The organism is Pseudothauera lacus (assembly GCF_003034845.1).
Taxonomy (GTDB): Bacteria; Pseudomonadota; Gammaproteobacteria; order Burkholderiales; family Rhodocyclaceae; genus Pseudothauera; species Pseudothauera lacus.
Map to the genome: position 1 here is coordinate 181,799 of NZ_PZKC01000003.1, position 13,630 is coordinate 195,428.

General features: G+C 69.2%; 12 protein-coding genes and 1 tRNA gene. 11 read left to right on the forward strand and 2 right to left on the reverse strand.

Annotated elements, in window-relative coordinates:
• The first annotated feature begins 72 nt into the window (after positions 1 to 72).
• From rlmD to C8261_RS04770, 3 genes are all read left to right on the forward strand, one after another.
• Complete coding sequence (gene rlmD, locus C8261_RS04760) at positions 73 to 1,377, forward strand: 23S rRNA (uracil(1939)-C(5))-methyltransferase RlmD (protein ID WP_107492523.1); 1,305 nt, start codon at positions 73 to 75, stop codon at positions 1,375 to 1,377.
• A 144-nt stretch (positions 1,378 to 1,521) separates the two neighbouring features.
• Positions 1,522 to 1,609, forward strand: a tRNA-Ser gene (locus tag C8261_RS04765).
• A 30-nt stretch (positions 1,610 to 1,639) separates the two neighbouring features.
• Entirely contained in the window at positions 1,640 to 2,530 is an 891-nt protein-coding gene (locus tag C8261_RS04770) for an SIR2 family NAD-dependent protein deacylase (protein WP_107492524.1), read from the forward strand.
• Here the strand turns inward: C8261_RS04770 and C8261_RS04775 are convergent.
• Together C8261_RS04775 and C8261_RS04780 are read right to left on the reverse strand one after the other, a co-directional pair.
• Positions 2,527 to 3,690: an HD-GYP domain-containing protein gene (locus tag C8261_RS04775; protein ID WP_107492525.1), complete on the reverse strand. Its 1,164-nt coding sequence runs from the start codon at positions 3,688 to 3,690 to the stop codon at positions 2,527 to 2,529. The two genes, C8261_RS04770 and C8261_RS04775, sit on opposite strands and share 4 nt — an antisense overlap.
• Positions 3,691 to 3,763: 73 nt before the next feature.
• A complete protein-coding gene (locus tag C8261_RS04780) occupies positions 3,764 to 4,780 on the reverse strand; it encodes a class I SAM-dependent rRNA methyltransferase (protein WP_107492526.1) in 1,017 nt (338 codons plus the stop codon).
• 143 nt (positions 4,781 to 4,923) lie between these two features.
• Here C8261_RS04780 and C8261_RS04785 point away from each other — a divergent pair, with 143 nt between their 5' ends.
• From C8261_RS04785 to C8261_RS04820, 8 genes are all read left to right on the forward strand, one after another.
• Positions 4,924 to 5,529, forward strand: a complete 606-nt coding sequence (locus C8261_RS04785) for an rRNA large subunit pseudouridine synthase E (protein WP_107492527.1) — start codon at positions 4,924 to 4,926, stop codon at positions 5,527 to 5,529.
• A gap of 34 nt (positions 5,530 to 5,563) precedes the next feature.
• Positions 5,564 to 6,022: a DUF192 domain-containing protein gene (locus C8261_RS04790; protein WP_181358845.1), complete on the forward strand. Its 459-nt coding sequence runs from the start codon at positions 5,564 to 5,566 to the stop codon at positions 6,020 to 6,022.
• A 134-nt stretch (positions 6,023 to 6,156) separates the two neighbouring features.
• The gene (flhB, locus tag C8261_RS04795) at positions 6,157 to 7,296 is read left to right on the forward strand and encodes a flagellar biosynthesis protein FlhB (protein WP_107492528.1); all 1,140 of its coding nucleotides are present in this window, start codon (positions 6,157 to 6,159) and stop codon (positions 7,294 to 7,296) included.
• 19 nt (positions 7,297 to 7,315) lie between these two features.
• The gene (gene flhA / locus C8261_RS04800) at positions 7,316 to 9,412 is read left to right on the forward strand and encodes a flagellar biosynthesis protein FlhA (RefSeq protein ID WP_107492529.1); all 2,097 of its coding nucleotides are present in this window, start codon (positions 7,316 to 7,318) and stop codon (positions 9,410 to 9,412) included.
• A gap of 196 nt (positions 9,413 to 9,608) precedes the next feature.
• On the forward strand, positions 9,609 to 11,093 hold the full coding sequence (gene flhF / locus C8261_RS04805) for a flagellar biosynthesis protein FlhF (protein WP_107492530.1): 1,485 nt from the start codon (positions 9,609 to 9,611) through the stop codon (positions 11,091 to 11,093).
• Between the two features lie 2 nt (positions 11,094 to 11,095).
• On the forward strand, positions 11,096 to 11,896 hold the full coding sequence (locus tag C8261_RS04810; RefSeq protein WP_107492531.1) for a MinD/ParA family ATP-binding protein: 801 nt from the start codon (positions 11,096 to 11,098) through the stop codon (positions 11,894 to 11,896).
• Positions 11,897 to 12,024: 128 nt separating this feature from the next.
• Entirely contained in the window at positions 12,025 to 12,798 is a 774-nt protein-coding gene (locus C8261_RS04815) for an RNA polymerase sigma factor FliA (RefSeq protein ID WP_107492532.1), read from the forward strand.
• A 28-nt stretch (positions 12,799 to 12,826) separates the two neighbouring features.
• A complete protein-coding gene (locus C8261_RS04820) occupies positions 12,827 to 13,567 on the forward strand; it encodes a flagellar motor protein (RefSeq protein WP_107492533.1) in 741 nt (246 codons plus the stop codon).
• The last annotated feature ends 63 nt before the right edge of the window (positions 13,568 to 13,630 follow it).

Consider the following 13,630-nt stretch of genomic DNA (forward strand, 5'->3'; position numbering starts at 1 on the left):
GGGGTGAGAAATGCGGGCTGGCGCAGGAACACGGCAGTAGAATCCGCGCTTTGGCCGCAGTGGAATTACCCCATGCCCCTGACCACCATCGAATCGCTCGACCATGAGGGGCGCGGCGTGGCCCGCGTCGACGGCAAGGCGGTTTTCATCGAAGGCGCCTTGCCCGGCGAGACCGTCGAGTACGCCGTCGATCGCAGCCGCCCCAACTATGCCCAGGGCCATGTGCTGCGGGTGGTGCATGCCAGCGCCCAGCGCGTCGCGCCGCGCTGCCCGCATTTCGGCGTTTGCGGCGGTTGCTCGATGCAGCACCTCGATGCGGTCGCCCAGGCCGCGGTCAAGCAGCGCGTGCTCGAGGATGCGCTGTGGCACGTCGGCCGCGTGCGCGCCGGCATCATCCATGCCGCCATCCATGGGCCTGCCTGGCATTACCGTGATCGCGCGCGTCTCACCGTGCGTGTGGTGCCGAGCAAGGGCGGCGTGCTGCTGGGTTTTCACCAGCGCCGTTCGAGCTATGTTGCCGACATGCGCGAATGCGCGGTGCTGCCGCGCCATGTCGGGGCGATGCTCGATGCCTTGCACGAACTGGTGGCGACGTTCTCCATTGCCGACCGTGTGCCACAGATCGAGATGGCCGTGGGCGAGGACGGCACCGTGCTGGTGTTCCGCCATCTGCTGCCCTTCAGCGCCGCCGACGAGAGCCGCCTGGCCGATTTTGCCGACCGCCACGGTGTGCAGGTCTGGGTGCAGCCGGGTCAGCCCGACAGCGCGCGCCTGCTCCACCCGCAGACTGCGCCGGCGCTGCGCTACACCCTGCCAGAGTTCGACCTTGCACTGGCCTTCCGCCCGACCGATTTCACCCAGGTCAACGTCCACATCAACCGCCTGCTGATCCGCCGCGCCATGCAACTGCTGCAGCCACAGGCCGGCGAGCGTATTGCCGACCTGTTCTGTGGCCTGGGCAACTTCACCCTGCCGATTGCCCGCAGCGGTGCCGCCGTGGTGGGTGTCGAGGGGGCCGACGCCCTCGTCCGGCGGGCGCGCGAAAATGCGCGCAGCAATGGCCTGGAAGCACTGACCGAATTCCACGCCGCCAACCTCTTCGAAACCACCGAAGACAGCCTGGCCGCCCTCGGTCCGCTCGACAAGCTGCTCATCGACCCGCCGCGCGAAGGCGCCATCGCCGTGGTCAAGGCCATATCTGCGCAGCAGCGTCCGCGGCGCATCGTCTACGTCTCCTGCAATCCCGCCACCCTGGCCCGCGATGCCGCAGTACTGGTGCACGAGAAAGGCTACCGCCTCAGCGGCGCCGGCATCGCCAACATGTTCCCGCATACCTCACACGTGGAGTCGGTGGCCGTCTTCGAGCACTGCGGCTGAGTGCCATGAGGGTATAATGCGCGCCGGTCTTGGCGCCGCCGCATCCGCGAGGATGCGGGGCGCTAGCGCAGCGCCGTCAGGCGCGCAGCTAAAACCGGCGGGGCCGTCAGGCCCCTTCAGGCAGTATTGGCAGCACCAGAGTATGGAAGCGTGGCAGAGTGGTCGATTGCACCGGTCTTGAAAACCGGCAACGGGCAACCGTTCGTGAGTTCGAATCTCACCGCTTCCGCCAGTCCTCGAACCGGAGTGCCTGTCCGCGACGATGTCCGACCACCTTTCTTCCCTGCTGCGCGGCGATCACGACGGTGATCCGGTTGCTACCGCGGCGACCTGGATCGCGGCTGCGGATGGTCTGCTGGTTGCTGCGGGGGCGGGAATGGGGGTGGATTCCGGTCTGCCCGACTTTCGCGGTCCGCAGGGTTTCTGGCGTGCCTATCCGGGGCTCGGACGAATCGGTCTGGGCTTCGAGGAGATCGCCAATCCCCGCCATTTCGCCCGCGATCCGGCGCTGGCCTGGGGGTTCTACGGCCATCGTCTCGACCTTTACCGGCGTACCGTTCCGCACCCCGGCTTTGCGCTGCTGCGCGCCATCGGAGCACGTCTGGCGCAGGGCGTCTTCGTGTTCACTTCCAATGTAGATGGCCAGTTCCAGCGCGCCGGTTTCGTGCCCGCGCAGGTGGCCGAGGTGCATGGCTCCATTCACCACCTGCAGTGCCAGCATGGCTGTGCGGGGGCGATCTGGACGGCCGACGACTTCATCCCCGAGGTCGATGCAGCGGCCTGCCGGCTGCTCAACGAGGCGCCCCGCTGCGGCCACTGCGGGGCTGTGGCGCGGCCTAACATCCTGATGTTCGGCGATGCCGGTTGGCTGGAGGCTCGCAGTGCCGCCCAGATGGCACGTCTGCGGACCTGGTATGGCGGGGCCGGACGGGTCGTGGTGATCGAGATCGGTGCCGGTACGCGGGTGGCGACCGTACGTCATTTCAGTGCCAGCCACGGGCAGGCGCTGATCCGCATCAACCCGCAGCCCGAGGCCGCGCCGCCGGGGCCGGCCGTCCAGCTGCGCTGCGGGGCGCTGGACGGCTTGCGGGCCATCTATGCGGCGCTTGCCGCGCGGGGCTTGGTGGATGCCGAGCAGCTGCGTGCGTTTTAGTGCACGCGTCCGCCGTGCTCGCTGTAGCCCCACAGGCGCGGCCAGTCGTAGTCGGGCAGGTGGTGGGGCTGGAGGTCGTGGGCGTAGCCCTGGATGTGATGATCGCGGGCGCCCAGCGGGCGGGGACGCGGTTCGCCGAGGATCCGCCCGCGCGCGTCGGTGAGGGAGAGGGCGCGCTGCGGGCGCAGGCCGGCGCCTGCATCGCGGCGGTTGATGAGGGCGAGCTCGCCGTTCGAGAGGCGCACCATGCTGCCGGGCGGGAAGGGGCCGAGGCGGTCGATGAGAAGGCGGACGATGTGCTTGTCGAGGCGTTCGAGGTCGTCTTCGAAGATGTGGCGGATGAGCTGCTCGCGCTGGGTGGCGTGGGCGATGTTCCAGTAACGCGGGTGGCGCCACTGGCGGCCGCGCAGGCGGGCGGCGAGGACGTCGGCGACGCGCAGCATGCGTGCGCCCAGCGTGATGGCGTTGCGCTCCAGCCCCAGCGGATAGCCGCTGCCGTCCACGTTTTCGTGGTGCTGGGCGACGGCGGCGATCCATTCGGCGGGCAACTCGCCACTGGCGACGAGCAGGCGCGCGGCGCGCTGGGGGTGGTCGGCGAGGGCGAGCTGCTGTTCTTCGTCCGGTGCCGCGCGCGAGGCGTGCATGGTGTCGTGCAGGGCGAGGCTGCCGAGGTTCATGGTGAGGGCGGCGCCGATGAGGTGCTCGACGCGTTGCGCGGGCAGACCGTGGGCGTGACCGATCTCGGCGACGAAGAGGGCGGCGAGCAGCACATGGCCGGCGGCCGCGGCAGGCGGGCGGGCGAGGCGGGCATAGCCGATGCAGGCGTCGGGGTCGAAGCGCCAGGCGGCGTGGCACTGGGCGGCGAGGTCGAGGAGTTCTTCGGCGCGCGGGCCGCTGCCGCTGTCGAGCAGGGTTTCGATCAGGGCGAGGGCCTCGCCGACGTCGCGCAGGGTGCGCAGCGGCGCCTGGCGGGCGAAGTGCGGGACGCGCTGGGCCTGGCAATACACCCGGCGGCTGGCCGAGGCGTTGAGCAGTGCCGTGGCCAGGGGATGGCCGGCGCGCAGCAGCAGGGTGCCGTGGGCGTCGAAGAGATCACAGGGCGCGGGCAGGCCGTCGAGGGTCGGGGGCAGGACGAGGGGGCGCAGCTGCGGGGTGGACATTGTGCGGCTCCTTGAGGGGCGCGGGGTGTTGTCCTTTCCGTAGCGAGTTCCGTGCCAATGCGCGGCGTGGCGGCTACACCGTGAGCTCGACGATCTTCAGCGGCGGCTTGCCGTCGTGGCTGGGAAAGTCCGCCTCGGGGGTGATCCAGCGCACCGCATGTACGATGCGCCCGGCCTTGCGGGCGCTGCGCTGGAGCTGTGCCAGCCAGTCCTCGGCGGCCACTTCGGCGACGTTGTTGCAGCAGATCAGCGTGCCGCCTTCGGCGGTGGCGAGCAGTGCGGGCTTGAACAGCGCAGGGTAGTCGCGGATCAGGTCGACGACGCCGAAGGGGCTGCGGGCGTAGCGCGGGGGGTCAAGAAAGACCAGCTCGAAACGCTGTGCGGCCAGTTCGGGAAAGGGCGGCAGGCGCTTGCCGCGCACCACCTTGGGCTGGCCGATGCCGGCGTACTGGCGCAGGGCGGCAAAGGCGTCGCTGTGGACGAAGCGCACGCGGATGGGCAGTTCGTTGAGGCGGGCGTTGTCCTTGCCGATGGTGAGGCTGGAGGCGGCGAAATCGACGTTCACCACGTGACGTGCGCCGGCCTGCGCGGCGGCGATGCCGACGCCGCAGGTATAGGCGAAGACGTTGAGCACGCTGCGCCCGGCGGCCAGTTCCCTGACGCGTCGGCGTGCGGCGCGCAGGTCGAGGAAGAGCCACGGGTCCTGGCCGTCGTGGCGAGCCTGGAAGTGGTAGCGCACGCCCAGCTCGCTGAAGGTCCGGCGGCTCGCGGCGAGTTCCTGCTGGGCTGCCGGCAGGGGGTTGGCGATGCGCGAATTGCGCGCGCTGCGGTCGTTCCAGAGTAGCGGCAGGGCGGGGAAGGCGCTGGCGTAGAAGGTTTCGAGGATCGTCAGCTGCTCGGCGCTGAGCGGGCGGTGGAAGGTCTGGGCGAGGAGCAGCGGGCCATAGCGGTCCACGGTGAGGCCGGGGTGGCCTTCCACGGTGCCGTGGAACAGGCGGTAGGCGTCGGTGTCTTCGCTGGCGAGCTGGGCGAGCAGCGCGCTGCGGGCGGCAAGTGCGGTGGCGAGCTGGTCGCCGAGGGTGACAGGCATGCTGAGGGATCCGGCGGCGGGGGCGCCAGTATGCCCCACTGCCGGCGCGGGCGACAGCGCCGCCGCTGCAGTGCCGGCGCATTCGCGCTAAGCTTCGCCCTCCCCGCATTGCCTTTGCCGGCCAGGGCGCCGCCCATCGACCGATGTCCTCAGTGATCCTGCTCAACAAACCCTATGGCGTGCTGTGCCAGTTCTCCGCTGCGGACGGGCGCCCCACGCTCAAGGATCACGTACCGGTGCCGGGCGTGTATGCCGCCGGGCGACTCGATACCGACAGCGAAGGACTGCTGCTGCTGACCGACGACGGTGCCCTGCAGCACCGCATCGCCGATCCGCGCCACAAACTGCCGAAGACCTATCTGGTGCAGGTGGAGGGCGAGATCGACGAGGCGGCGCTGGCGGCGCTGCGTGCCGGGGTGGATCTGGGCGATTTCGTCACCCGGCCATGCGCGGCGCGCCGCGTCGGAGAACCGGACTGGCTGTGGCCGCGCGACCCCCCGGTGCGCTTTCGCAAGAGCGTGCCGACGAGCTGGGTGGAGGTGGTGCTGCGCGAAGGCAAGAACCGCCAGGTGCGGCGCATGACCGCGCGGGTAGGCTTTCCCACCCTGCGGCTGATCCGTGTGGCGATTGGCGACTGGCGTGTGGACGGGCTGCTGCCCGGGCAGTGGCGGACGCTGGCGGTGAGCACGCAGGCGCGCGCACGTCCGCGCAGCGGCGGCAGCGCGCGCGCAGGCGGGCGAGGGCGGTAGAATGCGGTTCCCTTTCCGTGTCCGTGCTGCCGCCATGCATCCCGCCCGCTTCTTCCGTCTTTCCGCCGCCCTGCTGCTGGGGGTGTTTGCCGGCGTGCTCGGCGCGCAGCAGCAAGGCCTGCCGCTGGCCGAACTCGGGGTGGGCATGTACCGCATCGAGGCCGAAGTGGCGAATACGCCGCAGAGCCGCCAGATCGGCCTCATGAACCGCCACGCGATGCCGGCGCAGCGCGGCATGGTGTTCGTCTTCACGCAGGCCGCCAGCCACTGCATGTGGATGAAGAACACCTATATCCCGCTGTCGGTGGCTTTCATCGATGACGACGGGCGCATCCTCAACATCGCCGAGATGACCCCGCACAGCGAGGAAAGCCACTGTGCCGCGGGTGCGGCGCGCTATGCCCTGGAGATGAATCAGGGCTGGTTTGCGGCCAAGGGTATCGAGGCCGGAGCGCGCCTGCGCGGCCTCGATCGCCTGCCGCCGCCGCGCTGAACGACGCGATGAATTGAGGGCTTTTCCACCGCCTTATCTGCCGGCAGAACTTGCCGGCAGGCGGCCATAATTGCCGCATGTCAATGTCCGTCCACCGCCCCGCGCGGCGATGACGGCAGACCGGAGAGGCGGCCGTGGCCGAAGAGAACGACCAGGAAAAGACAGAACAGCCATCAGCACGACGATTGCAGCAGGCCCGCGAAGAGGGCCAGGTTCCGCAGTCGCGTGAGCTGTCGACCTTCCTGGTCACCATCACCGGGGTGGCGATGATGTGGATGCTCGGCGGCTGGGTTGCCGAGCGCATGCACATGCTGATCCGCAACGGCTTCATCTTCAGCCGTGACGTCGCCTTCGATCACACCCTGATGCTGTTCCGCCTGCAGGACATCCTCGGCGGTGCGCTGCTGACCCTGCTGCCGCTCTTCCTGGCCCTGATGGTGGCTGCGGTGGCGGGGCCGATCATGCTTGGCGGCATGGTGTTTTCGCCCAAGGCGCTGGGCTTCAAGTTCAACCGCATGGACCCGATCAAGGGCTTAGGGCGGATGTTTTCGGTGCACGCCCTGATGGAGATGGTCAAGGCCATCCTCAAGGCGCTGCTGGTCGGCGGCATCGGCGCGCTGGCGATCTGGGGCGCGCGCGACCACCTCTTCGATCTGATGGTGCAGCCGCTGGAAGTGAGCATGCCGGACTTCGCCAATTCGCTGCTGCTCACCACCTTGCTGATCGCCTCCAGTCTCGGTGTGCTGGCCTTGCTCGACGTTCCCTTCCAGCTCTGGCAGTACCAGAAGAAGCTGCGCATGACCAAGGAAGAGGTCAAGCGCGAGAACAAGGAACAGGAGGGCGACCCCCACGTCAAGGCGCGCATCCGTCAGGTGCAGCGCGAGATGGCGCGCAAGCGCATGATGGCGGCGGTGCCGCAGGCCGACGTGGTGGTGACCAACCCGACGCACTTCTCGGTGGCGCTGAAGTACGACCCCGACCGCATGGGGGCGCCGGTGGTGGTGGCCAAGGGCCGTGGCGAGATCGCCCTGAAGATCCGCGAGCTGGCCCGCGAGCACGACGTACCGCTGCTCGAGGCGCCGCCGCTGGCGCGTGCGCTGTACGCCCACTGCGAGCTCGAGGAGGCCATCCCGGCCGGCCTGTACACCGCGGTGGCCGAGGTGATGGCCTACATCTACCAGCTCAACAACTGGATGGAGAAGGGTGGCCTGCCGCCGCAGGCACCCGCCGACCTGGCGGTGCCGGAAGGCATGGACCCCGGTTCTCCGGACTGACCGAACGACGGCACGCTAAATGAACGACATCCTCAACCTGCGCGAACTCCTCACCTCCGCGCGCCTGCGCCAGCTTGCCGCACCGGTGCTCATCGTCATGATCCTGTCGATGATGGTGCTGCCGCTGCCGGTGTTCCTGCTCGACGTCTTCTTCACCTTCAACATCGCGCTGTCGGTGATGGTGATGATGGTGGCGATGTACGCGCGCAAGCCGCTGGATTTTTCGGTGTTCCCCACCGTGCTGCTGGTCACCACCCTGCTGCGCCTGTCGCTCAACGTCGCCTCCACCCGCATCGTGCTGCTCGAAGGCCATGCCGGCGGCGACGCCGCAGGCAAGGTCATCGAGGCCTTCGGCGCCTTCCTCGTGGGCGGCAACGTCGCCGTCGGCCTGGTGGTGTTCCTCATCCTCACCCTGATCAACTTCGTGGTCATCACCAAGGGTGCCGGGCGCATTGCCGAAGTCAGCGCGCGCTTCACCCTCGATGCCATGCCCGGCAAGCAGATGGCCATCGACGCCGACCTCAACGCCGGCCTCATCGACGAGAAGGAAGCCAAGCGCCGGCGCAAGGAGATCGGCCAGGAGTCGGACTTCTTCGGCGCCATGGACGGTGCCTCGAAGTTCGTCCGCGGCGATGCCATCGCCGGCATCCTGATCCTGCTGGTGAACATCATCGGCGGGCTGTTCGTCGGCGTCATGCAGCATGACATGGGTGCCGGCGAGGCCGCCCAGGTGTATGTGCTGCTGACCATCGGCGACGGCCTGGTGGCGCAGATTCCGGCGCTGATCATCTCGGTGGCCGCGGGCATGGTGGTGTCGCGCGTCGGCGACGATGGCGACATCGGCAGCCTGGTGATCGGCCAGCTCTTCGCCAACCCGCAGGTGATGTTCCTCACCGCCACCATCCTCGGCGTGCTGGGGATGATCCCGGGGATGCCCAACTTCGTCTTCCTGCTCCTTGCCGCGCTGATCGGTGCGTTGGGATGGTATCTGCGCCAGAAGAACCTCGTCGAGGCCGCCGCGGAGGCTGCGCCGACGGCGGCGCAGGCCGCGGCCCAGCCGCAGGGCGAGGCCCAGGAGGCGAGCTGGAACGACGTTGCGCCGGTCGATGTGCTCGGCCTGGAGGTGGGCTACCGCCTCATCCCGATGGTCGACAAGGGCCAGGACGGCGAACTGCTCAAGCGCATCCGCGGGCTGCGCAAGAAGTTCGCCCAGGAGGTCGGCTTCCTGTCGGCGCCGGTGCATATCCGCGACAACCTGGAGTTCAAGCCCAACGCCTACCGCATCTCCCTCAAGGGCGTGGAGATCGGCGGTGGCGAGGCCTATCCCGGCCAGTATCTGGCGATCAACCCGGGGCGCGTCACCGGTCCGCTGCAGGGTCGCGAGACCAAGGATCCCGCCTTCGGCCTGCCGGCCTACTGGATCGACCCCGGCCAGCGCGAACAGGCCCATGCGCTGGGTTATACGGTGGTCGATGCCAGCACCGTGGTGGCCACCCACCTCAACCACCTCATCCTCGACCATGCCGCCGAGCTTCTCGGCCGCCAGGAAACCCAGGCCCTGCTCGACCACATCGGCAAGGACGCGCCCAAGCTCATCGAGGATCTGGTGCCCAAGCTGCTGTCGGTGTCGACGGTGCAGCGCGTGCTGCAGAACCTCCTCGAGGAGGGGGTCAATATCCGCGACATGCGCACCATCGTCGAGGTCCTCGCCGAGCACGCGGCACGCACCCAGGACCCGCTCGATCTCACCGGCAAGGTGCGCGAGGCGCTTGGCCGCGCCATCGTCCAGAGCCTCTTCCCGGGCAGCGCCGAGCTCCAGGTGATGGCGCTCGAACCGGGGCTCGAACGCATCCTCATGCAGGCCATGGCGGCCGGCGGCGAGGGCGGGGCGATCGAGCCCGGGCTGGCCGACACCCTGTTGCGCCAGACCGCACAGATCGCCCAGCGCCAGGAAGACATCGGCCTGCCGCCGGTGCTGCTGGTGCCGGCGCCGCTGCGCATGCTGCTGTCGCGTTTCCTGCGCCGCGCGGTGCCGTCGCTGAAGGTCATCGCCAACTCCGAGGTGCCCGAATCGCGCACCATCCGCGTTACCGCCATGGTTGGCGGCAACGCCTGAGTGTAAATCCTTCCGGATCAAACACTTCTGCGTAGCTTGAAGAGGCCGTGAGCTGTCCGCTGCGGTCTGCCGGCAGCGCCACGGTGGCGCGAATAGGCGGGGGAAAACCGCTTTATTCCACCCTATCCACAGCCGGGTCGGCGTCCATAATCGGAACCATGCTGCGCGAAGGTGCGCGGAAGCCGGGAGAAACACCATGAACGTCAGACGCTATTTTGCCAACACCGCCCGCGAGGCCCTGCGCGCCCTCAAGGAAGAACTCGGCGCCGACGCCATCGTGCTGTCCAACCGTGCGGTTGAAGGCGGCGTCGAGATCCTCGCCCTGCCCGCCGATGCGGTCGGTGCGCTGCCCACCGCCGCGCGTGCGCCCAAGGCGCCGGCGCCGGTGCGCGCGCCCGCCGGCGCTCCCGTCGAGGAGGATGACTACCGCGTCAGCCTGTCGCCGCGTGCCCCCGCCCGGGAAACCGCGCGGCCCGCCGCTGCGGTGGTGAAGGCGTTCTCGCCGCCGCGCGTCGACCATGCCGATTACCCGCCGCGTTCGCGCGCCGCGGCAAGCGCCGCCGACCCCTGGGCGGAAGCGCTCGAAGCTGCGCGCAATGCCCCCGAGCCGGCAGTGCTGCGCCCGCGTCCGGCGGCCCCTGCCGCGCCACAGGAGCGCGTTGCGGCTGAGCGGCCGGCGCCGCGCAGTGCCGCACCCGAACGCAACAACGCCGCCGAGGATGCCCGCGTGCGCGAGCTGCAGGAGGCCAACACCCGCCTGATGGCCGAGCTCAGCGGTATCCGCGGCATGATCGAACGCCAGCTCGCCGGCTTTGCCTGGGGTGAGGCGCGCCGCCATGCCCCGGCCCGTGCCGACGTCGTCGGCGAACTGCTCGAGGCCGGCTTCTCCGCAGTGCTCGCCCGCCGCCTCGCGGAAGCCGTCAGCGAGGAGGAGAACTCCGTCGAGCGTGCGCGCAATGCCGTCAAGTCTGCCCTCAACCGCGAACTGCGGGCGCTGTCCTCCGATGCCGACCTGATCGACCGCGGCGGCGTGTACGCCCTCGTCGGCCCCACCGGCGTCGGCAAGACCACCACCACCGCCAAGCTTGCGGCGCGCTGCGTGGTCCGCCATGGCGCCGAGAAGCTCGCCCTGATCACCACCGACGGCTACCGCATCGGCGCCCAGGAGCAACTGCGCATCTACGGGCGCATCCTCGGCGTGCCGGTGTTCTCGGTGCGCGACGCCGCCGACCTGCGCCAGACCCTGGCCGAGCTGCGCAACAAGCACATGGTGCTGATCGATACCGTCGGTGTCAGCCAGCGCGACCGCATGGTTGCCGAACAGGCGGCGATGCTCCTTGGTGCCGGCAACGTGCGCCGCCTGCTGCTGCTCAACGCCACCTGCCGCGGCGACACCCTCGACGATGTCGTGCGCGCCTACAGCGGCCCGGACCTCGCCGGCTGCATCCTCACCAAGGTCGACGAGGCCGCCTCGCTGGCGCCGGCCATCGACGTCGCGGTGCGCCGCGAGCTGGAGCTGTTCTACGTCGCCAACGGCCAGCGTGTGCCCGAAGACCTGCACCTGCCCAACCGCGCCTACCTGATGCACCGTGCCCTGCGCGAGCAGGCCGAAGGTTCGCCGTGGAAACTGCACGGCGACGAAGCCGGCCTGATGCTGGCCGCCGGCGGGACGGGAGCCTGATCATGATCGACGTCCGTGAAGACCAGGCTGCGGGCCTGCGGCGGCTGTTCCGCCGCGCCCCGCCCACAGTGGTGGCGATGTATGCCACCGGCCGCCATCGTGCGCACAACGCCCTGCGCGCCGCCCACGGCATTGCCGGTCAGGCCGAGCGCGTGATCGTCATCGACGAGGCCCATGGCGAAGCCAGCCTCGCCCACCAGCTGGCCCTGCCGGAAGGCCCCGACCTGCTCAGCGTGGTCGATGGCCGCGCCCATCTCGGCGGTCTCGTGCAGGCCGTGCCGGGGCTCGCCGGGCGGGTGCCGGCCGCCGCCGCCGCGCTGGCCCTGCCGCTGCTCGACGAGAATCGCCGCGATGCCTTGCTGGCGGCCATCCACCAGCTGCAGCGGCGTGCCGGCTTCATGCTCATCCACGCGGCCAGTGCGGGCGCGGACGATCCCTCGCCCTTCGTGTATGCCGCGCCGCGTCGCCTGGTGGTGGCCGAGGCCAGCGCCAGCGGAGCCACCGAGGCCTACCGCGTGATCAAGCAGCTCGCTGCCGCTGGTGCCGGTTCCCTGCACGTCGCCGTGGCGCGTGCGCGCAGCCGCGAGGAGGCCGCAGAGTTCTTCGCCAGCCTGGCCTTGCTGGTCCGTCGCCACGTTGGTGTGGCGCTGGCCTGGCTGGGCGAGGTCGAGCGCGACGACCTTGCCGGCGGGCTCGCCCATCCGGCCGCGGAATCCTCGCCGCGCGAGGCCGAACACGCCTTCCTGCGTCGTCTCGCGGCCCTGGGCTCGCGACAGATGGCGCGGGCGCCGCTGCGGAGGTAAGGATCATGCTAGCCTTGACCTATTCGTCTGGCCATACTGGGCACAGTACGGGACAATGGCGCGATCAGCGCGCTGCGCGGCCTGTGGAAGCCAGGGGCGCGCGCAGGAAGAAAATTCAGGTCAAGTGGATGTACGACGCCGAAGGCAATCTGGACAAGGATCATCTGGTCGAGGGCTACGCCCCGCTGGTCAAGCGCATCGCCTATCACCTGATGGCGAAGCTGCCTGCCAGCGTGGAGGTGGAGGACCTCATCCAGAACGGCATGATGGGCCTGCTCGACGCCATCAACCGCTACGAGGACAACCTCGGCGCGCAGTTCGAGACCTATGCCGTGCAACGCATCCGCGGCGCCATGCTCGATGGCCTGCGCGACAACGACTGGCTGCCGCGCAGTCTGCGCCGCGACATGCGGCGTATCGAGGGTGCGGTGCATGCCCTTGAGCAGGCCCATGGCCGTCCGCCGTCCGAGGCCGAGCTGGCGCAGGCCCTCGACATGGACCTGGCCGAGTACCAGCGCATGCTGCAGGATGCGCGCGGCTACCAGCTGCTGCATTTCGAGGACTTCACCAACGGCGAGGGCGAGGATTACTTCGAGCGCCACCTCGGCGTCCACGAGACCAACCCCGCCGATCTCCTTGAAGATGCCGACATGCGCAGCGTGCTGGTGGCGGCGATCGGCGATCTGCCCGAGCGCGAGAAGCTGGTGATGGCGCTGTATTATGACGAGGAGCTCAACCTGCGCGAGATCGGCGAGGTGCTGGGGGTGACCGAATCACGCGTCTGCCAGCTCCACAGCCAGGCCGTGGCGCGCCTGCGCGCGCGCGTGCTGGGTGGGCAGGAGGCTGCGGCCGTGCCGGTGCGGCGCGGGCGGCCACCGAAGAACCCGGCCCCCGGGTGCTGAGCGCAACGGCGCTGCGGAGAAGCTCTGAATGGATGCCATCAGCCTTGCCGGCCTGATCCTGGGAATTGCCGCCATCGTCGTCGGCCAGATTCTCGAAGGCGGTCATGTCAGTTCGCTGGTGCAGCCCACCGCGGCGCTGATCGTGCTTGGCGGCACCCTCGGCGCGGTGATGCTGCAGAGCCCGCTGCGCGTCTTCGTCGATGGCATGCGCATGGTCAAGTGGGTGTTCGTGCCCCCCAGCATCAACCATGCGGCACTGATCACCATGGTGGTGAGCTGGAGCCACACCGCGCGCAAGGAAGGCCTGCTGGCGCTGGAGAACCAGATCCCGCGCCTGCCCGAACCGTTCATGCAGAAGGGTCTGCAGCTGCTCGTCGACGGGGTCGAGCCGGAGCGTCTGCGCGATGTCATGGATGTCGAGATCGGTGCCTGGGAGAGCCAGATGAAGCTCTCCGCCAAGGTCTGGGAGGCCGCTGGCGGCTATGCACCGACGATCGGCATTCTCGGCGCGGTGATGGGCCTGATCCACGTCATGGAGAATCTTTCCGACCCCTCCAAGCTCGGTGCCGGCATTGCGGTGGCCTTCGTTGCCACCATCTACGGCGTGGGCTCGGCGAACCTGATCTTCCTGCCGGTGGCCAAGAAGCTGATGGCCCACATCGCGGCGATGGTGTCGCAGCGCGAGATGCTCGTCGATGGTCTGGTCGGCATCGCCAACGGCGACAACCCGCGCATCATCGAAGGGCGCATGCAGGGCTACGTCGTCTGAGCGGGCGGACGGCACGGAGCATTTCCTGAGCAGTCCGGCCCGGCGACAGGACAGGACTGCGGA